Origin of the sequence: Pseudomonas sp. NPDC089392 (genome assembly GCF_044749595.1) — a bacterium.
GTDB lineage: Bacteria > Pseudomonadota > Gammaproteobacteria > Pseudomonadales > Pseudomonadaceae > Aquipseudomonas.
The window spans coordinates 96,476-116,168 of record NZ_JBIVIF010000015.1 but is presented as its reverse complement, the minus strand read 5'-3'; the positions used below and the strand labels follow the sequence as shown (position 1 = coordinate 116,168).

Annotated in this window: 20 protein-coding genes; 7 read left to right on the top strand and 13 right to left on the bottom strand. The window is 63.6% G+C overall.

The window, feature by feature from the left end; genetic code table 11:
• Positions 1-22 precede the first annotated feature (22 nt).
• The 3 genes from ACIP1G_RS15335 to ACIP1G_RS15325 form a co-directional block, all read right to left on the bottom strand.
• On the bottom strand, positions 23-1,120 hold the full coding sequence (locus ACIP1G_RS15335) for an AGE family epimerase/isomerase (RefSeq protein WP_400738415.1): 1,098 nt from the start codon (positions 1,118-1,120) through the stop codon (positions 23-25).
• Between the two features lie 158 nt (positions 1,121-1,278).
• Positions 1,279-1,911, bottom strand: a complete 633-nt coding sequence (locus ACIP1G_RS15330) for a TetR family transcriptional regulator (protein ID WP_400738413.1) — start codon at positions 1,909-1,911, stop codon at positions 1,279-1,281.
• 122 nt (positions 1,912-2,033) lie between these two features.
• Entirely contained in the window at positions 2,034-2,576 is a 543-nt protein-coding gene (locus ACIP1G_RS15325) for a phage infection protein (protein ID WP_400738411.1), read from the bottom strand.
• Positions 2,577-2,917: 341 nt separating this feature from the next.
• On the opposite strand from ACIP1G_RS15325, the gene ACIP1G_RS15320 reads away from it, so the two are divergent.
• Positions 2,918-4,984: an AsmA family protein gene (locus ACIP1G_RS15320; RefSeq protein WP_400738408.1), complete on the top strand. Its 2,067-nt coding sequence runs from the start codon at positions 2,918-2,920 to the stop codon at positions 4,982-4,984.
• 100 nt (positions 4,985-5,084) lie between these two features.
• Here the strand turns inward: ACIP1G_RS15320 and ACIP1G_RS15315 are convergent, their stop codons facing one another.
• Positions 5,085-5,615, bottom strand: a complete 531-nt coding sequence (locus ACIP1G_RS15315) for a bacterioferritin (protein ID WP_400738447.1) — start codon at positions 5,613-5,615, stop codon at positions 5,085-5,087.
• Positions 5,616-5,662: 47 nt separating this feature from the next.
• The gene (osmE, locus tag ACIP1G_RS15310) at positions 5,663-6,004 is read right to left on the bottom strand and encodes an osmotically-inducible lipoprotein OsmE (protein ID WP_400738405.1); all 342 of its coding nucleotides are present in this window, start codon (positions 6,002-6,004) and stop codon (positions 5,663-5,665) included.
• A 124-nt stretch (positions 6,005-6,128) separates the two neighbouring features.
• On the opposite strand from osmE, the gene ACIP1G_RS15305 reads away from it, so the two are divergent.
• Entirely contained in the window at positions 6,129-7,019 is an 891-nt protein-coding gene (locus ACIP1G_RS15305; RefSeq protein WP_400738402.1) for an alpha/beta fold hydrolase, read from the top strand.
• On the opposite strand, the gene ACIP1G_RS15300 is transcribed toward ACIP1G_RS15305, so the two are convergent.
• Positions 7,016-7,888 (bottom strand): DMT family transporter, encoded by an 873-nt coding sequence (locus ACIP1G_RS15300; protein ID WP_400738399.1) that lies wholly within the window; start codon positions 7,886-7,888, stop codon positions 7,016-7,018. The two genes, ACIP1G_RS15305 and ACIP1G_RS15300, sit on opposite strands and share 4 nt — an antisense overlap.
• A gap of 246 nt (positions 7,889-8,134) precedes the next feature.
• Between ACIP1G_RS15300 and ACIP1G_RS15295 the strand changes: the two genes are divergently transcribed.
• From ACIP1G_RS15295 to ACIP1G_RS15285, 3 genes are all read left to right on the top strand, one after another.
• Positions 8,135-8,923 (top strand): AraC family transcriptional regulator, encoded by a 789-nt coding sequence (locus ACIP1G_RS15295; protein ID WP_400738396.1) that lies wholly within the window; start codon positions 8,135-8,137, stop codon positions 8,921-8,923.
• Positions 8,924-8,986: 63 nt separating this feature from the next.
• Complete coding sequence (locus ACIP1G_RS15290) at positions 8,987-9,274, top strand: PsiF family protein (RefSeq protein ID WP_400738393.1); 288 nt, start codon at positions 8,987-8,989, stop codon at positions 9,272-9,274.
• Between the two features lie 70 nt (positions 9,275-9,344).
• Positions 9,345-10,352, top strand: coding sequence for an AI-2E family transporter (locus tag ACIP1G_RS15285; protein WP_400738390.1), 1,008 nt, complete (start codon positions 9,345-9,347; stop codon positions 10,350-10,352).
• A gap of 116 nt (positions 10,353-10,468) precedes the next feature.
• Here ACIP1G_RS15285 and ACIP1G_RS15280 read toward each other — a convergent pair whose 3' ends face one another.
• Positions 10,469-11,740: an Hsp70 family protein gene (locus ACIP1G_RS15280; protein WP_400738388.1), complete on the bottom strand. Its 1,272-nt coding sequence runs from the start codon at positions 11,738-11,740 to the stop codon at positions 10,469-10,471.
• 176 nt (positions 11,741-11,916) lie between these two features.
• Between ACIP1G_RS15280 and cbpA the strand changes: the two genes are divergently transcribed.
• Positions 11,917-12,873, top strand: a complete 957-nt coding sequence (cbpA, locus tag ACIP1G_RS15275; RefSeq protein ID WP_400738385.1) for a curved DNA-binding protein — start codon at positions 11,917-11,919, stop codon at positions 12,871-12,873.
• A 2-nt stretch (positions 12,874-12,875) separates the two neighbouring features.
• Positions 12,876-13,181: a chaperone modulator CbpM gene (locus ACIP1G_RS15270; RefSeq protein WP_201202507.1), complete on the top strand. Its 306-nt coding sequence runs from the start codon at positions 12,876-12,878 to the stop codon at positions 13,179-13,181.
• A gap of 125 nt (positions 13,182-13,306) precedes the next feature.
• Here the strand turns inward: ACIP1G_RS15270 and ACIP1G_RS15265 are convergent, their stop codons facing one another.
• The 6 genes from ACIP1G_RS15265 to urtA all read right to left on the bottom strand — a co-directional run bounded on the left by ACIP1G_RS15265 (position 13,307) and on the right by urtA (position 19,462).
• Positions 13,307-13,822 carry a GNAT family N-acetyltransferase gene (locus ACIP1G_RS15265; protein WP_400738381.1) on the bottom strand — a complete coding sequence of 172 codons (516 nt, stop codon included), beginning with the start codon at positions 13,820-13,822 and terminating at the stop codon, positions 13,307-13,309.
• Between the two features lie 31 nt (positions 13,823-13,853).
• Complete coding sequence (gene urtE / locus ACIP1G_RS15260) at positions 13,854-14,552, bottom strand: urea ABC transporter ATP-binding subunit UrtE (protein WP_400738378.1); 699 nt, start codon at positions 14,550-14,552, stop codon at positions 13,854-13,856.
• A 148-nt stretch (positions 14,553-14,700) separates the two neighbouring features.
• Positions 14,701-15,558 carry an urea ABC transporter ATP-binding protein UrtD gene (gene urtD / locus ACIP1G_RS15255; protein WP_400738375.1) on the bottom strand — a complete coding sequence of 286 codons (858 nt, stop codon included), beginning with the start codon at positions 15,556-15,558 and terminating at the stop codon, positions 14,701-14,703.
• Positions 15,555-16,634, bottom strand: a complete 1,080-nt coding sequence (urtC, locus tag ACIP1G_RS15250) for an urea ABC transporter permease subunit UrtC (protein WP_400738372.1) — start codon at positions 16,632-16,634, stop codon at positions 15,555-15,557. The genes urtD and urtC overlap by 4 nt, the downstream gene beginning before the upstream one ends.
• Positions 16,634-18,121 carry an urea ABC transporter permease subunit UrtB gene (urtB, locus tag ACIP1G_RS15245; RefSeq protein WP_400738369.1) on the bottom strand — a complete coding sequence of 496 codons (1,488 nt, stop codon included), beginning with the start codon at positions 18,119-18,121 and terminating at the stop codon, positions 16,634-16,636. Before urtB ends, urtC begins: the two co-directional genes overlap by 1 nt.
• A 75-nt stretch (positions 18,122-18,196) precedes the next feature.
• A complete protein-coding gene (gene urtA, locus ACIP1G_RS15240; RefSeq protein ID WP_400738366.1) occupies positions 18,197-19,462 on the bottom strand; it encodes an urea ABC transporter substrate-binding protein in 1,266 nt (421 codons plus the stop codon).
• Positions 19,463-19,693 lie beyond the last annotated feature (231 nt).

Below are 19,693 nucleotides of genomic sequence, written 5' to 3'. Positions count from 1 at the left end.
GCGGGCTTGCCCCGCGAATGCGTCAGCTCAGGCGCTGCAACCCTTCCAGGCAAGTCGCAAGGTGGTAGGGCGTAGTCGAAGGCATATCATGCCGGCTGACATTGCCTTCCCCATCCCGGCACTCATACCAGCCCGCCTCACGCAGGAACCGCGCCTCCAGCACCTGCAACTGCCCAGGCAGCTTCGCCTCGCCCCCAGCCCGCAACACCAGCGCCCGCAGGTACTCCGCCTGTGCCCAGACCCGTTGCGTGGCATCCAGCACCTGGCCATCCACATCAAGCATCGCCAGCACTGCCCCATCCTTCACTCCATGTTGCTCGGCAAAGCCGAACGCCCGCTCGATAGACGCGTGGAGCGGCGTATCACGCAGCAGCGGCGAGGTGTGTAGCAGGTAGAACCACTCGAACTGGTGCCCCGGCTCGAACCAGTTATCCACAGCACCGCGTGGTTTTTCCAGCATCAGGCCATGGGCCGGTTCGATGAAGTGTGCCTGCAGTGCTTCGCACAGTTGCAGCAGCGACTGCCGGGCATGTTCGTCGTCACGTACCGCCAGTACCTGCAGGAACGCCTCGGCCAGGTGCATCTGCGGGTTCTGCAGCGGGCCACTGCCCAGGTCGGCCCAGTCTTCGCCCAGGCTGGCCTCGTACAGGTCGTCGTCACGGGCGAACTGCTGGTCGATGATGTCCAGCGCGGCATTCAGGGTGGACTCCACCAGGCTTTCGCGCACCTTGCCCCAGTAGTGCGCGCAAGCGAAGACGATAAAGGCGTGGGTGTACAGGTCCTTGCGCCGGTCCAGTGGTTTGCCCTGGGCATCGATGCTGTAGAACCAGCCACCGTGCTCGGCGTCGTGGAAGTGCTTTTGCAGCGAGCGGAACAGGGCGGCCGCACGCTCGGCTGCGCCCGGTTGCCCGATGCGGCTGCTGAACAGGTACAGCTGACGCGCGCAGGCCATGGCCCGGTAGCGTTGCACCGGCAATGGCTGGTGCTGGGTGTCCAGGGCCTCGTAGGGCAGGGCCATGTCGGCGTTCCAGCCCGGGCCTTGCCACATTGGCACGATGCGCTCGGCGAAGTGCTGGTTGAAGCGGGCCAGTTCGGGCAGGGTGGGGCGGGGGTCGGACATTTCGGCGCTCGTCGCTGTCGGGCAGGGCGCCATGGTAGCAGAACTGGGGGTTTCGATAGCCTGTGCGGGCCTCTTCGCGGGTGAACCCGCTCCTACAATGGACCACAAAACCCTGTAGGAGCGGGTTTACCCGCGAAGAGGCCAGTACAGGCTACAGATCAACCCGGGTTGCCTAACCCTTGCCAATGCCGCGCCCCGACAAAGATGAAGCGCAACTGCTGGGTGATCTTTTCCTGCGGTGTCAGCGTCTGTGGATAACCCGCTTCCGGGCTGTCGATAAGCTCGGGCAGGGTGGCGAACACGGTTTTCACCACCAGGTCGGCCATCACTGCCAGCGCGGCGCTGTCCAGGTGCTGCCAGCGTTTCATGCGCGCAAGGTCGGTGGCCAGGTCGTCGCTGATGTCCTGGCGCAGGCGGGCAATGGCCTGGCGCACGGCCTGCGAGCCACCGTACTGTTCGCGAGCGAGGAACAGGAATTGCGCGCGGTGAGCGGCCACTACATCGAGGAAGATACGCACCGAAGCGTCGGTAATGCCGCCCAGTTCGAATTCGTTTTGGCGCACCAGGCGGATGGTCTGGCGGAAGGTGGTGTCGATTTCGGCCACCAGGGCCAAGCCCAGGGCGTCCATGTCGGAAAAGTGCCGGTAGAAGCCAGTAGGCACGATGCCGGCCGTCTTTGCCACTTCGCGCAGGCTGATACTGCCGAAACCACGGCCACTCTCCATGAGCAGGCAGGCGGCATCGAGCAGGGCCTGGCGGGTCTGTAGCTTCTGTTCGGCGCGCGGCAGCATGGTGCGGGCTTCTGTGACGGTAAGGCTGGGCACTCTAGTTAAAAAAACAAAGCCCGGTCAATGGACCGGGCCTGGAGGGGAGCAAGCGTTGTGACAGAGGTTGTTCTTTTCGGCCATGGCGATCAGCTCACATGGCTGATTTCAACCAGACGATCAGAGCCACCTTCAGCTACGCGGCCAGTACGTTCGATCAGGCGATCCGAGCCACTCTCGGCGACGCGGCCAGACTGTTCGATCAGGCGATCCGAGCCACCTTCGGCAACGCGGCCAGATTGTTCGATCAGGCGATCCGAGCCACCTTCGGCAACGCGGCCAGATTGTTCGATCAGGCGGTCCGAGCCACCTTCGGCAACGCGACCAGATTGTTCGATCAGGCGGTCCGAGCCACCTTCGGCAACGCGGCCAGACTGTTCGATCAGGCGATCAGAACCACCTTCGGCAACGCGGCCAGATTGTTCGATCAGGCGATCCGAGCCACCCTCGGCAACGCGGCCAGTGCGTTCGATCAGGCGGTCCGAGCCACCTTCAGCAACGGCTTTCAACGGCTGGGCGATTTCAGCAGCGCTGGAGCGCGATTCGGCGGTCAGGTGTTGTTCGGCGGCTGGCAGGGCAAAAGCATTGGCAGCCAGAAGGGACAGGGTCAGGGTCAGCAGGTGGCGTTTCATGATTTCGGTGCTCCTCTCGGGGGCTGGAAAGTGGGTACGAAGCCAATGCTACGCCGGGTAACGCCAGAGAGAAGTTCATACGGGTAATGGTAACAATCGACCGTATTGATAGAGGTTCGCAACAGCTCTAGTCAGCGCTTTTCTGGCTTGATGGTGGCAACTTGCCTGTGCGCTTCGCGAGTAACACCTGCGGCCTGGCGCGACGAATTGTTGAGCCAGGGGCCAGGAAAAACTTCGCTATCATGGCGCCATCGATAAAACCCCACGGGTTTTCACGAGTCCGAGATATTGAGTGCCATCGCTGCGCCCGTTTTGTGTCATACCGCAAGGAGAATCACGCAATGACGCGTCCCGCCAGAATCCTCGTCTGGACCCTCACCAGCCTGCTGACCCTACTGGCGATCCTGATGGTGGTAATCGCCACCTTCGACTGGAACCGCGTCAAGCCGCTGCTCAACGACAAGGTTTCCGAGGCCCTGCACCGGCCGTTCGCGATCAACGGCAACCTGGCAGTGCAATGGCGCACCGAGCCGGAAGAGGGTGGCTGGCGTGCCTGGCTGCCGTGGCCGCATTTCATTGCCGAAGACCTGACCCTGGGCAACCCGGAATGGCTCAAGGAGCCGAAGATGGTCGGCCTGGAGCGCGTGGAGTTCCGCCTGGCGCCGCTGCCGCTGCTGTTCCAGCAGATCAGCATCCCGCGCATCGACCTGACCAGGCCCACCGCCAGCCTTACCCGCCTGGCAGATGGCCGCGCCAACTGGGCCTTCGATTTCGGCCCCAAGGATGAAAACGCAGAGCCCTCGAAATGGCAGTTGGACATTGGCGCCATCGGTTTCGACCAGGGCAACGTCAGTTTTGACGACCAAACCTTGAAAACCAGCATGAAAGTGCAGATCGACCCGCTGGGCAAGCCGATCCCGTTCAGTGACATTGTCGGCAAGGCCAGCGCCGAGAAGGCCGGCGGCGCGCAGGACTACGCCTTTGGCTTCAAGGCCCAGGGCCGCTACAAAGGCCAGCCAGTGTCTGGCACCGGCAAGATCGGCGGCCTGCTGGCCCTGCAGGACGCCAGTCAGCCGTTCCCGCTGCAGGCCGACGTGCGCATTGCCGACACCCATGTGGTGCTAGCCGGTACCCTGACCGACCCGCGCAACCTCGGCGCCCTTGACCTGCGCCTGCGCCTGTCGGGTGCCAGCCTGGGCAACCTTTACCCGCTAACCGGCGTTACCTTGCCCGACACCCCGGCCTATTCCACCGACGGCCGCCTCAGCGCCAACCTGCATGCAGCGCAAGGGGCGACGTTCAATTACCAGGGCTTCAACGGCAAGATCGGCGACAGTGATATCCATGGCGACCTGACCTTCGTCGCCAGCCAGCCACGGCCCAAGCTGTCGGGCAACCTGGTGTCAAACCAGTTGCTGTTCAAGGACCTGGCGCCGCTGATCGGCGCCGATTCCAACGCCGAGCAGAAGGCCCGTGGCGGCGCCAGCAAACAGCCGGCCGGCAAGGTGTTGCCGGTGGAGGAGTTCCGCACCGAGCGCTGGCGCGCGATGGACGCCGACGTCACCTTTGCCGGCAAGCGCATCGTGCATAGCGCGCAACTGCCGTTCACTGACCTGTCGGCCCATGTGATTCTGGAAGATGGCCTGTTGCGCCTGGAACCTCTGCGCTTTGGCGTGGCCGGCGGCAACCTGGCCTCCAAAATCCGCCTGGACGGGCGCAGCGTGCCGCTGCAGGGCCGTGCCCAGTTGACGGCGCGTGGGTTCAAGCTCAAGCAGTTGTTCCCTTCCTTCGCGCCGATGCAGACCAGCTTTGGTGAGTTGAACGGCGATGCCGATATCACCGGCCGCGGCAACTCGGTGGCCGCCTTGCTGGGCACGGCCAATGGCGACCTGCGCATGCTCATCAACGATGGCGCCATCAGCCGCAGCCTGATGGAAATTGCCGGCTTGAACGTGGGCAACTATGTGGTTGGCAAACTGTTTGGTGATGAGGATGTGAAGATCAACTGCGCGGCGGCCGATCTGGGGATCAAGGATGGCTTGGCGACTACCCGGCTGTTCATCTTCGATACCGAGAACGCGATCATCTACATCAACGGCACGGCCAATTTCGCCAGCGAACAACTGGACCTGAAGATCACCCCGGAATCGAAAGGGCTGCGGCTGTTCTCGCTGCGATCGCCGCTGTATGTACGCGGGCCGTTTGCCAAGCCTAGTGCGGGTGTACAGGCAGTACCGCTGGCGTTGCGCGGGGCCGGGATGCTGGCGCTGGGGGTGGTTGCCGGGCCGGCGGCGGGGTTGCTGGCGTTGATTGCGCCTAGCAGTGGGGATGACCCGAACCAGTGCACGCCGTTGTTGCAGCAGATGAAGGCGGGCAAGGCGCCGGCGGCGGTGAAAGGCAAGAAATGAAGGGGGCCGCGTTGCGGCCCATTCGCGGCACAAGGCCGCTCCCACAACCCTTGTAGGAGCGGCCTTGTGCCGCGAATGGGCTGCAAAGCAGCCCCAGCGATTACAGCCCTTGCAACAGGTCGGACATGTCGTCCGCGTGCTCTTCTTCCTGCGCCAGGATGTCTTCAAAGATACGCCGGGTAGTCGGGTCTTTATCACCAATGTACTGAATGATCTCGCGGTAGCTATCAATCGCAATCCGCTCCGCCACCAGGTCCTCCAGCACCATCTCCTTCAGCGAAGTGCCCGCCACATACTGCGCGTGCGAGTTCTTGGTCAGGTTGTCCGGATTGAAATCCGGCTCGCCGCCCAACTGCACGATGCGTTCGGCCAACTTGTCGGCATGTTCGGCTTCCTGGTTGGCATGTTCGAGAAACTCGCTAGCAGCCACACTGGCTTTGATACCGCTGGCCATGAAGTAGTGGCGCTTGTAGCGCAACACGCAAACCAGCTCCGTGGCCAGCGATTCATTCAGCAGGCGCAGGATCTGTTGGCGGTCTGCGTGGTAACCCTCGGTCACCGCGCCTTGCTCGACGTGCTGGCGGGCACGTTCGCGCAGGGTTTGCACATCGGTCAGTTCAGTCGCATTCATGTTCATCTCCGTAAGCTTCAGGGTGGTCATGGCAGGTCCTGAAAGACTCACGCGCCGTGAGTGGCGTCGCTGTCTTTTTCGCGTTGTTTGCAGGTTTTGAAGCCCTTGGCATCAACGTGGCCAGTGGCGTCGAAACGCACGTAGTAGGGCTGCTGGTGGCCGTCGCGGTTGAGGATGTAGTCGTTGCAGGTGCCCCCGTGCGGCAGGTCGATCACGTTCGATGGACTGCCGCCAATGGCAATGACCTTCTGCATGGTCATGCCGTTCTCCACCTGCCTGACCAGCGGTTCTTCACGATAGGTGACGTGGTCCACGGGGTTTTCCGGGTGGCTGCTGCAGGCAGCCAGGGTGGCGCCTGCCAGAAGGATTGCCAGGGTCTGCTTGTACATGGTCCCGCTCCTTGCAAAGGGTCTGTGTGGTTTGGAACCGCTGCGCGCGCCGGGAGTTCGATTGCGATGGTCATGATGGCCGCTGTAGTGTTGGCCAGTCGTCCACGGAAAGGGGCTGGGGGCAATGCAGCAGGAATTGGCCACGCGATACCCGTTGGTGCTGGTGCCGGGCATGTTCGGGTTTGTCCGGATGGTGCTCTACCCCTACTGGTTCGGCATCGTGCCGGCCTTGCGCAAAGGCGGGGCGCAGGTGTTTCCGGTGCAGGTTTCGCCGTTGCACTCCAGCGAGGTGCGCGGCGAGCAGTTGCTGCAGATCATCGAAGACATCTGCCAGCGCACCGGCGCAGAAAAGGTCAACCTCATCGGCCATAGCCAGGGCGCCTTGAGCGCACGCTACGCAGCGGCCAAGCGGCCCGATCGGGTGGCGTCGGTCACGTCGGTGGCAGGGCCCAACCATGGCTCGGAACTGGCCGACCACCTGGAGCGTACGGCACCGGGCAACTCCCCTCAGGGGCGCATCCTCAAGGCGCTGCTACATGGCTTTGCCGTGCTGCTGGTGTGGCTGGAAACCGGCTGGCGCCGCGACCCGCTGCCGGTGGATGTGCATGCCTCGCACCAGTCGCTGACCAGCGCCGGGGTAGCGTTGTTCAACCAGGCTTATCCACAGGGACTGCCTAGCACCTGGGGTGGCGAAGGGGCCTATGAGGTCAATGGCGTGCGCTATTACTCCTGGTCTGGCACCTTGCAGCCCGGCCTGACCGACCAGGGGCGCAACCGTTTCGATGGCAGTAGCCGCTTCTGTCGGCTGTTCGCGCGCAGCTTCGTCAAGGAAAAGGGCCATTGCGACGGCATGGTCGGGCGCTTCAGTTCGCACTTGGGGCAAGTGATCGGTGATGACTACCCACTCGATCACCTGGACATCGTCAACCAGTCGCTCGGCGCCGTGGGCAAAGGCGCCGAGCCGGTGCGGCTGTTCACTGAACACGCCGCGCGGCTCAAGGCCTCAGGGCTCTAGCGACGGATCGGCGTGGTCCAGCGCTCGGCCAGCACCACGCCCGCCAGGGTCAGCAGGCCGCCGACCAGGTGGTAGCTGGCCAGTTGCTCGTCAAGCACCACGGCAGCGATCAGCGCCGTAACCAGCGGCAGCAGGTTGAAGAACAGCGTGGTGCGGCTTGGCCCCAGGCGGTGCACGGCCTGCATCCATACCAACGGTGCGATCATCGAGGCCAGCACGCAGGCGTACAGCACCAGGCCGATGTTGTGGCTGTTCAGGCCGGTCTTGTCCGAAAGCAGGAACAACGGCAGCAAGACGATGATGGCCACCAGCACCTGCAGGTACAGCAGCTGCATCGGTGGCAGGCGCAGCTGCCATTTCTTCAGCAGGAAGCTGTACAGCGCGTAGGCCAGGGTGGCCACCAGCATCAGCAGGTCGCCGCTGTTCAGGCCTTGCTGCAGGAGGCTGGCGGGGTGGCCGGCGCTGACCACTTCGAGCACGCCGAAGAACGACACTACAGCGCCCAGCAGGGCGCCGTAGCTCAGGCGCTGGCCCAGCCAGGCGATGGACAGCGCCAGCGACATCAGCGGCATCAGCGAGAGGATGATGCCCATGTTGGTGGCGCTGGTGATGCTGGCGGCGAAGTAGGCCAGGCTCTGGTACAGCGCCATGCCCAGCACGCCAAGCACGAACACCTTGGCCAGGTGCGGGCGGATGGCTGCACGGTTGCGCCACACCGTGGGCAGCAGGAACGGGGTGAACAGCAGCGCGGCCAGCAGCCAGCGGTAGAAGCCGATCTCGGCGGGGTGGATGGCACCGGCGGACATCTTGGTGACCACTGTGTTGCCGGCCCAGATGAGGATGGCGGTGAGGGGGAACAGGTAGTTCATGTAGCGGGGTACTCGTTTTGGGCTGATTGGGGCTGCTTTGCAGCCCTTCGCGGGTAAACCCGCTCCTACAAAGGACCGCGCAAGCCCGATGGAACGCGGATCTTTCCCATGGCAACGCTGACCGTTGTAGGAGCGGGTTTACCCGCGAAGGCCTGCAAAGCAGGCCCTCGATAGGCCTGTATTATCGGTTGTCCGTCCACAAGCCTATACTCCTATCCAGACAACCCACCCCGCCAAACAGTCAGCATGCAACGCAAATACCTCGACATCCCCCAGTTCACCGAGCTCCCGGCCCCGGTGTACTTCCGCCACGACGAGTTCGGCGCCGACACCCACAGTGCCCTGCACCAACACGCCTGGGGCCAGCTCAACTACACCGCCCATGGCGTGATGCACCTGGAGGTTGCCGGCCAGCGCTTTCTGTCGCCGCCGCACTACGCCGTGTGGGTACCGCCCGACACCGCGCATGGCTGCTACAACCCCCAGGCCATCGTCTACCGCTCGGTGTACCTGGACCGCAGCTTGTGCGCAGCGCTGGCGCAGCAACCGTGCAGCCTGATGATCAGCGACATCCTCAAGGCCATCCTCGCCGACTTCGCCCGCCGTGACCTCAAGGTGGCCGATAGCGAGCGCGACCAGCGCCTGGTGCAGGTACTGCTCGACCAGTTGCTGCTGGCGCCCACCCAGGCCTGCTACTTGCCGTTTGCCCAAAGCGATGGCCTGCGCCAGGTGCTCGACGCGCTCAGCGCCGAGCCGGGTGACAACCGCCCGCTGGCCGAGTGGGCCGCCCGTGTGCATGTCAGCGAACGCACCCTGGCTCGCCAGTTCCTGCGTGAGTTGGGCATCAGTTTTGGCGAATGGCGCCTGCGTCTGCGTTTTCTGCGCGCCATCGAAGCGCTGGAAGCCGGCCTGCCGATTCAGGCCATTGCTTTCGACCTGGGCTACAGCAGCGCCTCGGCGTTCATTGCCATGTTCCAGCGCCAGGCCCAGTGCACGCCCGAGCAATACCGCCGCCAGGCGCGGGCGGGGCGCTGAGAATTCTTGGCTACACTCAGCTCGACCCCCGTGCATCGGGCGCGGAGCCAAGGAGACCACTCCATGAAAGTGCTGCAAATCCCATTGCTGGTGCTGGCGGTGTTGTTCAGCGCCCAAGGTTTCGCCGCCAATACCGCGCAGCAGGAAAAGATGAAAACCTGCAACGCCGACGCCACCACCAAGGCACTGAAGGGTGATGAGCGCAAAGCCTTCATGAGCACCTGCCTGAAGAAGGACGTGCCGCAATCCCAGCAGGACAAGATGAAAACCTGCAATGCTGACGCCACCACCAAAGCCCTGAAGGGTGACGAGCGCAAGGCGTTCATGAGTGACTGCCTGAAGAAGAAATGACCTGCGCCTATGCCTGCGCCGTCAAGGCTGGCAGACTGCGGGCATTCCCGCTGTCTGCCGTCGAGGCTGTATGACTTTCACCCCCCGTCAGATCACCCTGGCCAGTCTGATCATCGTCATGGCCGGGCTGCTGCTGGCTTTGCCCCTGAAGTTGCTGCCCAGCCTGCTGGCCGGCCTGCTGGTGTTCGAACTGGTCAACATGCTGACCCCGCGCCTGCAACCTTTGATAGCCGGGCAACGCGCCCGCTGGCTGGCCGTGGCGCTGCTGGGCACGCTGGTGGTGACCACCTTGGCCCTGCTGATTGCCGGTGCCTTTAGCTTCCTGCTGCACGAGGCGGAAAACCCCGGGGCCTCGCTGGACAAGTTCATGGCCCTGGTGGAGCGCGCCCGTGGCCAGCTGCCGCCATTCATCGAAGGCTATCTGCCAGCCAGTGCTGCCGAGTTCAAGGTCGCCATCGGTGACTGGATCAAGAGCCACCTCAGCGACCTGCAACTGGTGGGCAAGGGCATGGCGCACATGTTCGTGACGCTGCTGATCGGCATGATTCTCGGCGCCATCATCGCCCTGCAGCGCATCCCCGACATTTCCCGACGCAAACCACTGGCGGCTGCACTGTTCGAGCGTCTCAACCTGCTGGTTAATGCGTTTCGCAATATCGTCTTCGCGCAGATCAAGATTTCGCTGCTCAACACCGCTTTCACCGGCATCTTCCTGGCCGTGGTATTGCCGCTGTTCGACGTGCACCTGCCGCTGACCAAGACGCTGATCGTGCTGACCTTCCTGCTGGGCCTGCTGCCGGTGATCGGCAACCTGATGTCCAACACGCTGATCACCATCGTCGGTTTGTCGCTGTCGATCTGGGTGGCGGCGGCGGCGCTGGGTTACCTGATCGTCATCCACAAGGTCGAGTACTTCCTCAACGCGAAGATCGTGGGCGGGCAGATCAGTGCCAAGGCGTGGGAACTGTTGTTGGCGATGCTGGTGTTCGAGGCGGCGTTCGGGCTGCCTGGGGTGGTGGCGGGGCCGGTCTACTATGCCTACCTGAAGAGTGAGCTGAAGCGGGCGGAGCTGGTTTGATTGTGTGTTGACCTGTGCTGGCCTCTTCGCGGGTAAACCCGCTCCTACAAGGATGTGGTGGCTGTGTAGGAGCGGGTTTACCCGCGAAGAGGCCGGGACAGGCTAATAGAGATGGATCAGGCTACGCCATACCGCTTGCGCGCCTCGATGGCCAACCCGCTGCCAATGCTGCCAAAGATATTGCCTTCCACATGCCGCGCATTCGGCAGCATCGCCGCCACACTGTTGCGCAGCGCCGGAATCCCGCTGGAACCGCCGGTGAAGAACACCGTGTCCACCTGCCCTTCGCTCACCCCAGCCTTGGCCAGCAACTCGGTCACGCTGCCACGCACCCGCTCCAGCAACCCTTCGATCGCCTCTTCGAACAGCACGCGGGTCAATTCCGCCGTCAGCTCAGGCTCGACCCGACGCAGGTCGATGCGGCGGCTGTCGTGCTCGGTCAGCTCGATCTTGCTGGCTTCCACTTCCATCGCCAACCAGTGCCCTGCGCGCTGCTCGATCAGCTTGAACAGGCGGTCGATGCCGAAGCTGTCCTCAATGTCATAGCGCATGCTGCCCAAGGCCAGTTGCGACTTCTGCGAGTACAGGGCGTTGATGGTGTGCCAGGTGGCCAGGTTGAGGTGATAGCTGGTCGGCATCAGCGCGCCGCTCTTCATGCGGCTGCCGTAGCCGAACAGCGGCATCACGCCCTGCAGGCTCAGTTGCTTGTCGAAGTCGGTCCCGCCGATGTGCACGCCACCGGTGGCGAGGATGTCGCTCTGCCGCTCGGCAACCAGGTGGCGCTCGGGCGACAGGCGGATCAGGGTGAAGTCCGAGGTACCACCGCCGATGTCGACGATCAGCACCAGCTCTTCGCGGCTGATGCCCGATTCATAGTCGAAGGCTGCGGCAATCGGCTCGTACTGGAACGACACGTCCTTGAAGCCGATCTTGCGCGCCACGTCGGCCAGGGTGTCCTCGGCCTCCTGGTCGGCGGCCGGGTCTTCATCGACGAAGAACACCGGGCGGCCCAGCACCACCTGGTCGAATTCACGACCCGCGGCGGCCTCGGCACGCTTTTTCAGCTCGCCGATGAACATGCCCAGCAGGTCCTTGAACGGCAGGGCGCTGCCCAGCACGCTGGTGTCGTGCTTGATCAGTTTCGAACCCAGCAGGCTTTTCAGCGAGCGCATCAGCCGGCCTTCGTAGCCTTCCAGGTATTCGTGCAGGGCCAGGCGGCCATACACCGGGCGCCGCTCCTCGATGTTGAAGAACACCACCGAAGGCAAGGTGATCTTGCCGTCTTCCAGGGCAATCAGCGACTCGACGCCAGGGCGGTGCCAGCCGACCGTGGAGTTGGAGGTGCCAAAGTCGATGCCCAAGGCGCGGGCCGGGGATACGTCAGACATGGGGAAAAAGCTTCCGGAGGCAAAACGGCCGCGCAGTGTATGCCAGTTGGCTACAGAATCAAGACCAGTCGTCTGCGATGGAGCAAACCCAAGGCGGTCTTGAAAGGCTATGCTTGACCCCTATCTTTAGTTGCATCTTCAGTTGCAACACGCACTTTCACATTGGTGATCCACAGATGGACTTCAAAGACTATTACAAGATACTCGGCGTAGAGCCCACGGCGGACGACAAGGCGATCAAGGCCGCGTACCGCAAGCTGGCGCGCAAGTATCACCCCGATGTCAGCAAGGAGCGCGACGCCGAGGACAAGTTCAAAGAGGCCAACGAGGCCTACGAAGTGCTGGGCGACACGCAGAAACGTGCCGAATTCGACGAGATTCGCAAGTATGGCGGCCAGCATGGCCGGCCATTCCAGGCGCCACCGGGCTGGGAGAGCCGTGGCGGTGCGGGCGGCGGTTTCGAGGGCGGCGATTTCTCCGACTTCTTCAGCTCGATCTTTGGTAACCGCGGTGGCAACCCCTTTGGTGGCGCCCGGCAGCAGCAACGCAGTGCCGGCAGGCGGGGGCAGGACGTGGAGCTTGAACTGGCGGTATTCCTTGAAGAGACCCTGAGCAAGGAGTCCAAGCAAATCAGCTTCCAGGTGCCGCAAACCAATGCCATGGGCCAGCGCACCGGCTTCACCACCAAGACCCTGAACGTGAAGATTCCGGCCGGGGTGACCGACGGCGAGCGCATCCGCCTCAAGGGCCAGGGCGCGCCGGGCAGTGGTGGCGGGGCCAATGGCGACCTATTCCTGACCATTCGCATGGCACCGCACCCGCTGTTCGATGTCGAAGGTCATGACCTGATCATCACCGTGCCACTGGCACCGTGGGAGGCTGCGCTTGGCACCAAGGTGGCCGTGCCGACCCTGACCGGCAAGATCAACCTGACCATCCGCCCCGACAGCCAGAGCGGCCAGCGCCTGCGCGTACCGGGCATGGGCCTGGCCAACAAGAACGGCGAGCGCGGCAACCTGTACGCGCAGCTGAAAGTGGTGATGCCGCCTGCATCCGACGAGTCTGCCCGCGAACTGTGGACAAAGCTTTCCGAGAAGGCTGCGTTCAACCCGAGGACACAATGGAGTAAGTGACCATGAGCAGCACCCTGATCGTTCAACTGGACATGCGTACCTTGTGTCAGGAAGCCGATGTGACGGCGGACTGCGTGATCGAAATCGTCGAGCACGGCATTGTCGAACCTTCCGGGCGAACGCCGGAGGACTGGCTGTTTGACGATCAGGCGCCGTTATTGGCCAAGCGTGCGGCGAAGCTGCATCAGGAACTGGAACTGGAGTGGGAAGGGGTGGCGCTGGCGCTGGAGTTGCTGCAGGAAGTGCAGCAGTTGCGCAGCGAGAACAGCATGCTGAAGCAGCGGTTGGGCAGGTTTACCCAGATGTGAGGGTTGCAGGCCCGGCCTCTTCGCGGGTAAACCCGCTCCTACAGGTTCAGCACAGGTTTCCGGAATGTGCGGTCCTTGTAGGAGCGGGTTTACCCGCGAAGAGGCCGGGCCTGCAAATATATAACTCAGCTTGGTTCAGCCCCCGGGTTCAACACCAGCTGCATGAAGGTCAGGTCCAGCCAGCGGCCAAACTTCACCCCCACCTGTGGCATCTGCCCGGTCACCACAAAGCCCAGGCGCTCATGAATGCGCACCGACGCCGCATTGCCACTCTCGATGGCCGCCACCATCACATGCTTGCCACACGCCCGCGCCCGCTCTATCAGCTTCGCCATCAACACCGGCCCCAGCCCCTTGCCACGCTGGTCACCCCGCACATACACCGAATGCTCCACGGTCAGGCGAAAGCCCTCAAATGGCCGCCAGTCGCCAAACGAGGCATAGCCCAGCACACCGGTCTCATCCACGGCCACCAAAATCGGATAGCCCTGCTGCGCCCGTGCTTCGAACCAGGCCTGGCGGTTGCCCAGGTCCACCGGGGTTTCGTTCCAGATCGCCGTGGTGTTGCGCACGGCGTCGTTGTAGATGTCGAGAATGCCCGGCACGTCGGTGGGCAGGGCGTCGCGGATTTCGTAACTCATGACAGCGTCTCGCAGGGTGGTTGTTTGCAGATTAAATGGTTACCAGGTCGCGCACACCTTCGGCTTGCATGTTTTCACCGCGGCCGCGCTGGACAATCTCACCACGGGCCATGACCAGGTACTGGTCGGCCAGTTCTTCGGCAAAATCGTAGAACTGCTCTACCAGCAGGATGGCCATGTCGCCGCGCTCGGCCAGGCGGCGGATGACTGCGCCGATTTCCTTGATGACCGAGGGCTGGATGCCTTCGGTCGGTTCGTCGAGGATCAGCAGGCGCGGGCGGCTGGCCAGGGCGCGGCCGATGGCCAGTTGTTGCTGCTGGCCACCGGACAGGTCGCCGCCGCGGCGCTGCTTCATCTGCTCCAGTACCGGGAACAGTTCGTAGATGAACGCTGGTACTTCGCGGGCTTCACGGGCCGGGAAGCGCGACAGGCCCATCAGCAGGTTTTCTTCAACGGTCAGGCGCGGGAAGATCTCGCGGCCCTGGGGTACGTAGGCGATGCCAGCGTGGACGCGTTGCTGGGGCTTGAGCGCGGTGATCGGCTTGCCTTCCCATTCGATGCTGCCGTCGCGGGCCGGTACCAGGCCCATCAGGCAGCGCAGCAGGGTGGTCTTGCCCACGCCGTTGCGGCCGAGCAGGCAGGTGACTTCGCCGACCTTGGCTTCGAAGGACAGGCCCCGGAGGATGTGGCTGCCGCCGTAGTATTGGTGCAGGGTGTCGATCTTGAGCATGTTGGTGTTCCTGAAGGTTTTGCTGTGCCTGTGCCGGCCTCTTCGCGGGTAAACCCGCTCCTACATGGACCGCGTAATGCCACGGCTGGCGGTTTCCTTTGTAGGAGCGGGTTCACCCGCGAGAAGAGGCCGGCACAGGTTTAAAGATCTAGCGGCCCAGATAAACCTCGACCACCCGCTCATCCGCCTGCACCTGCTCCAGCGACCCCTCCGCCAGCACGCTGCCCTGGTGCAGCACCGTCACATGGTCGGCAATGCTGCCGACAAAGCCCATGTCATGCTCCACCACCATCAGCGAATGCTTGCCGGCCAGGCCCTTGAACAGCTCGGCGGTGAACTCGGTCTCGGCATCGGTCATGCCCGCCACTGGCTCATCCAGCAACAGCAATTGCGGCTCTTGCACCAGCAGCATGCCGATCTCCAGAAACTGCTTCTGCCCGTGCGACAGCAGCCCGGCCGGGCGCTGGGCCAGGGGTAGCAGGCGCAAGGTGGTCAGCACTTCCTCGATACGTTGGCGCTGCTCACCGCCCAGCCGTGCTGCCAGGCTGGCCCACACAGACTTGTCGGTCTTCAGTGCCAGCTCCAGGTTCTCGAATACTGTCAGCGCCTCGAACACTGTGGGCTTCTGGAACTTGCGGCCGATGCCGGCCTGGGCGATCTGGTATTCACTCATGCGGGTGAGGTCGAGGGTGTCGCCAAAGTACGCGGCACCGCTGTCGGGCCGGGTCTTGCCGGTGATCACGTCCATCAGGGTGGTCTTGCCGGCACCGTTGGGGCCGATGATGCAGCGCAACTCGCCCACGCCGATGTACAGGTTCAGCGCGTTCAGCGCCTTGAAACCATCGAAACTGACGCTGATGTCTTCCAGGCTCAGCACCGTGCCGTGGCGGGTGTCCAGGCCAGCCTTGCGGCTGTGGCCCAGGCCGATGGCATCGCGGCCGGCGCCGAGCTGGTCGAACACCGGTTCCAGCATGAATTCAGGGTGTACCGGGGGCACGCCTCTCATGGCTGGCTCCTTTTCTTCAACAGGCCGACCACGCCCTTGGGCAGGTACAGGGTCACGAGGATGAACAGCGCGCCAAGGAAGAACAGCCAGAACTCCGGGAAGGCCACGGTGAACCAGCTTTTCATGCCATTGACCAGGCCGGCACCGAGCAGCGGGCCGATCAGTGTGCCGCGCCCGCCCAGGGCCACCCACACCGCGGCTTCGATGGAGTTGGTCGGCGACATTTCGCTGGGGTTGATGATGCCCACCTGCGGCACGTACAGCGCCCCGGCCAGGCCGCACAGCACGGCGCTGAGCACCCACACCAGCAGCTTGAAGCCGCGCGGGTCGTAGCCGCAGAACATCAGGCGGTTCTCGGCGTCGCGCACCGCCGTCAACAGGCGGCCGAACTTGCTGCGGGTCAGGCGCCAGCACAGGTACAGGCTGGCCAACAGCAGGCCGACGGTGAGCAGGAACAGCACCGCCCGGGTGCCTTGCGCAGTAATGTCGAAGCCAAGGATGGTGCGGAAGTTGGTGAAGCCGTTGTTGCCGCCAAAGCCGGTTTCGTTACGGAAGAACAGCAGCATGCCGGCGAAGGTCAGGGCCTGGGTCATGATCGAGAAGTACACGCCCTTGATCCGCGAACGGAAGGCGAACCAGCCGAACACCAGGGCCAACAGCCCGGGCGCCAGCACCACCAGGCACAAGGCCCAGGCAAAGTGCTGGGTACCGGCCCAGTACCACGGCAGCTCGGTCCACGACAGGAAGGTCATGAACCCCGGCAGGCCGTCACCGGCCGCCTGGCGCATCAGGTACATGCCCATGGCGTAACCGCCCAGGGCGAAGAACAGCCCGTGGCCCAGCGACAGCAGCCCGGCATAGCCCCAGACCAGGTCCAGGGCCAGGGCGACAATGGCGTAGCAAAGGATCTTGCCGACCAAGGTCAGGGTATAGGCCGACACTTGCAGGGCATGGTCCGCCGGTAGCAGTGACAGCAGTGGCAGGGCCACCAGCAGCAGGACGACGACGGCGCCGATCGCCAGCGACAGGCGTGGCCCGGCCTTTTGCGTAGCAGTGACAAGCAGTGGCTGGTTCATCAGTCGATTACCCGTCCCTTGAGGGCGAACAGGCCTTGCGGGCGCTTCTGGATGAACAGAATGATCAACGCAAGGATGAGGATCTTGCCGAGCACGGCGCCGATCTGCGGCTCCAGCAGTTTGTTGGCGATGCCAAGGCCGAATGCCGCCCAAAGGCTGCCGGCCAACTGGCCGACACCACCGAGCACCACCACCAGGAACGAGTCGATGATGTAGCTCTGGCCCAGGTCCGGGCCCACGTTGCCGACCTGGCTCAGGGCCACGCCACCCAGCCCGGCGATGCCCGAGCCGAGGCCGAAGGCGAGCATGTCGACACGCCCGGTGGATACACCGCAGCAAGCGGCCATGTTGCGGTTCTGGGTAACGGCCCGCACGTTCAGGCCCAGCCGCGTGCGGTTGAGCAGCAGCCAGGTCAGCAGCACCACGGCCAAGGCGAAGCCGATGATGACCAGGCGGTTGTACGGCAGCACCAGGTTGGGCAGCAGCTGGATACCACCGGACAGCCACGCCGGGTTGCTGACCTCGACGTTCTGCGCGCCAAACAGCAGGCGGATGGCCTGGATCAGGATCAGGCTGATGCCCCAGGTGGCCAGCAGGGTTTCCAGCGGGCGGCCGTACAGGTGGCGGATCACCGTGCGTTCCAGCGCCATGCCGACCCCGGCACTGACGGCGAAGGCCACCGGCAGGGCGATCAGCGGGTAGAACTCGATGGCACCGGGGGCGTAGCGCTGCAGCAGCACCTGGACCATGTAGGTGCTGTAGGCGCCGAGCATCAGCATCTCGCCATGGGCCATGTTGATCACCCCGAGCAGGCCGAAGGTGATTGCCAGGCCGAGTGCGGCCAGTAACAGGATCGAGCCAAGCGACAGGCCGCTGAAGGCCTGGCCGAGCAGCTCGCCGACCAGCAGTTTGCGCTGCACCTGGGCCAGGCTGGTTTCGGCAGCGGTGCGCACACCGGCATCGGTTTCTGCGTCGGGTTGCAGCAGGGCTTCGAGGCGGGTGCGGGCCAGTGGGTCGCCGGTCTCGCCTAGCAGGCGTACGGCGGCCAGGCGTACGGCCGGCTCGCTGGCGCCCAGTTGCAGGTTGGCCAGGGCGAGGCCGAGGGCGGCGTGTACGGCAGGGTCCGGCTCGCTGGCGAAGCGCCGGTCGAGGAAGGCCATCTGCGCCGGTTGTGCGCTCTTCTGCAGCTGTTGGGCAGCTGCCAGGCGGGTTGCGCTGTTGTGGCTGAGCAGCTGGTGGCTGGCCAGGGCGTTGTCGATCAGCCCGCGCAGGCGGTTGTTCAGGCGCAGCTTGCGGGTGTCGTCGGCGGCGATGCGGCCTTGGCGCAGGTTGTCCAGCAGCGGCAGGCGCGCGGCATCGGGTTGTGCCGCCCAGCCTTCGAGCAGTTGGGCCTGCTCGGCGGGCTTGGCGGTGAGGAAGAATTCGCCCTCGCTGGCTTGGGTTGCCAGGGGGATTAACAGGAACAGGGTGAGCAGCAGTCTGAGCATGCGGGCAATCCTGGAAATCGGGGTTGGATTCTTCGCGGGTTTACCCGCGAATGGGCCGCAAAGCGGCCCCCGTACTCAGTTACCTTTCACGGCGTAATCAGGCCGCTTGTCATTCCCCGGAATGAACGGGCTCCAAGGCTGCGCCCGCAGCGGTTGCTCGGTTTCCCACACCACACTGAACTGCCCGTCATCCTGGATCTCGCCGATCATCACCGGCTTGTGCAGGTGGTGGTTGGTCTTGTCCATGGTCAGGGTAAAGCCCGAAGGCGCCTTGAAACTCTGCCCGGCCAGCGCCTCACGCACCTTGTCCACATCAGTGGACTTGGCTTTTTTCGCCGCCTGCGCCCACATGTGGATGCCTACGTAGGTGGCTTCCATCGGGTCGTTGGTCACCGCCTTGTCGGCGCCCGGCAGGCCCTTGGCCTTGGCGTAGGCCTTCCAGTCGGCGACGAACTTCTGGTTGACCGGGTTATCCACCGACTCGAAGTAGTTCCACGCCGCCAGGTGGCCCACCAGCGGCTTGGTGTCGATACCGCGCAGCTCTTCTTCGCCCACCGAGAACGCCACCACCGGCACGTCGGTGGCCTTCAGGCCCTGGTTGGCCAGCTCCTTGTAGAACGGCACGTTGGAGTCGCCGTTGACCGTGGAGATGACCGCCGTCTTGCCGCCCGCGGAGAACTTCTTGATGTTGGCGACGATGGTCTGGTAATCGGCGTGACCGAACGGCGTGTACACCTCTTCGATGTCCTTGTCGGCCACGCCTTTGCTGTGCAGGAAGGCACGCAAAATCTTGTTGGTAGTGCGTGGGTAGACGTAGTCGGTACCCAGCAGGAAGAAGCGTTTGGCGCTGCCGCCGTCCTCGCTCATCAGGTACTCGACGGCCGGGATGGCCTGCTGGTTGGGCGCGGCGCCGGTGTAGAACACGTTCGGCGACATCTCTTCACCCTCGTACTGCACCGGGTAGAACAGCAGGCCGTTGAGCTCCTCGAACACCGGCAGTACCGACTTGCGCGACACCGAAGTCCAGCAGCCGAACACCACTGCGACCTTGTCCTGGGTCAGCAGTTGGCGGCTCTTTTCAGCGAACAGTGGCCAGTTGGAGGCCGGGTCGACCACCACCGGTTCGAGCATCTTGCCGTTAACCCCGCCCTTGGCGTTGATCTGCTCGATGGTCATCAGCGCCATGTCCTTGAGCGAAGTCTCGGAAATGGCCATGGTCCCTGACAGCGAATGCAGGATGCCGACCTTGATGGTCTCGGCCGCCTGGATGCTCCAGCTCAGGCCCATTGCGGCAATCGATGCGCTAAGGGTAAAGGCCTTGATCAGACTGCGACGCTTCATGTGCTCTCTCCGCTGAGTTTTTATGTGTTGGGCAAGCGGGGAGGGGTGTTGCAAGGGGTGTGCCTAGTGGCGAAAGCGGCGGAATAGAGGGGTTGTGCGAGGTGTTGGGGCGTTTGTGCGGGCCAGGTTGGTGCCTGTGGGATTTGTGTGCACAGGATTGGGGCCGCTTTGCGGCCCATCGCGACACAAGGCCGCTCCTACAGGAGATCGCGTTCCCTTGTAGGAGCGGCC

What these genes read in the sequence shown, in the direction of transcription:
- ACIP1G_RS15335 (WP_400738415.1), bottom strand. Translation starts at nt 1,120, where the DNA reads ATGTCCGACCCCCGCCCCACCCTGCCCGAACTGGCCCGCTTCAACCAG.
- ACIP1G_RS15330 (WP_400738413.1), bottom strand. Translation starts at nt 1,911, where the DNA reads ATGCTGCCGCGCGCCGAACAGAAGCTACAGACCCGCCAGGCCCTGCTC.
- ACIP1G_RS15325 (WP_400738411.1), bottom strand. Translation starts at nt 2,576, where the DNA reads ATGAAACGCCACCTGCTGACCCTGACCCTGTCCCTTCTGGCTGCCAAT.
- ACIP1G_RS15320 (WP_400738408.1), top strand. Translation starts at nt 2,918, where the DNA reads ATGACGCGTCCCGCCAGAATCCTCGTCTGGACCCTCACCAGCCTGCTG.
- ACIP1G_RS15315 (WP_400738447.1), bottom strand. Translation starts at nt 5,615, where the DNA reads ATGAATGCGACTGAACTGACCGATGTGCAAACCCTGCGCGAACGTGCC.
- osmE (WP_400738405.1), bottom strand. Translation starts at nt 6,004, where the DNA reads ATGTACAAGCAGACCCTGGCAATCCTTCTGGCAGGCGCCACCCTGGCT.
- ACIP1G_RS15305 (WP_400738402.1), top strand. Translation starts at nt 6,129, where the DNA reads ATGCAGCAGGAATTGGCCACGCGATACCCGTTGGTGCTGGTGCCGGGC.
- ACIP1G_RS15300 (WP_400738399.1), bottom strand. Translation starts at nt 7,888, where the DNA reads ATGAACTACCTGTTCCCCCTCACCGCCATCCTCATCTGGGCCGGCAAC.
- ACIP1G_RS15295 (WP_400738396.1), top strand. Translation starts at nt 8,135, where the DNA reads ATGCAACGCAAATACCTCGACATCCCCCAGTTCACCGAGCTCCCGGCC.
- ACIP1G_RS15290 (WP_400738393.1), top strand. Translation starts at nt 8,987, where the DNA reads ATGAAAGTGCTGCAAATCCCATTGCTGGTGCTGGCGGTGTTGTTCAGC.
- ACIP1G_RS15285 (WP_400738390.1), top strand. Translation starts at nt 9,345, where the DNA reads ATGACTTTCACCCCCCGTCAGATCACCCTGGCCAGTCTGATCATCGTC.
- ACIP1G_RS15280 (WP_400738388.1), bottom strand. Translation starts at nt 11,740, where the DNA reads ATGTCTGACGTATCCCCGGCCCGCGCCTTGGGCATCGACTTTGGCACC.
- cbpA (WP_400738385.1), top strand. Translation starts at nt 11,917, where the DNA reads ATGGACTTCAAAGACTATTACAAGATACTCGGCGTAGAGCCCACGGCG.
- ACIP1G_RS15270 (WP_201202507.1), top strand. Translation starts at nt 12,876, where the DNA reads ATGAGCAGCACCCTGATCGTTCAACTGGACATGCGTACCTTGTGTCAG.
- ACIP1G_RS15265 (WP_400738381.1), bottom strand. Translation starts at nt 13,822, where the DNA reads ATGAGTTACGAAATCCGCGACGCCCTGCCCACCGACGTGCCGGGCATT.
- urtE (WP_400738378.1), bottom strand. Translation starts at nt 14,552, where the DNA reads ATGCTCAAGATCGACACCCTGCACCAATACTACGGCGGCAGCCACATC.
- urtD (WP_400738375.1), bottom strand. Translation starts at nt 15,558, where the DNA reads ATGAGAGGCGTGCCCCCGGTACACCCTGAATTCATGCTGGAACCGGTG.
- urtC (WP_400738372.1), bottom strand. Translation starts at nt 16,634, where the DNA reads ATGAACCAGCCACTGCTTGTCACTGCTACGCAAAAGGCCGGGCCACGC.
- urtB (WP_400738369.1), bottom strand. Translation starts at nt 18,121, where the DNA reads ATGCTCAGACTGCTGCTCACCCTGTTCCTGTTAATCCCCCTGGCAACC.
- urtA (WP_400738366.1), bottom strand. Translation starts at nt 19,462, where the DNA reads ATGAAGCGTCGCAGTCTGATCAAGGCCTTTACCCTTAGCGCATCGATT.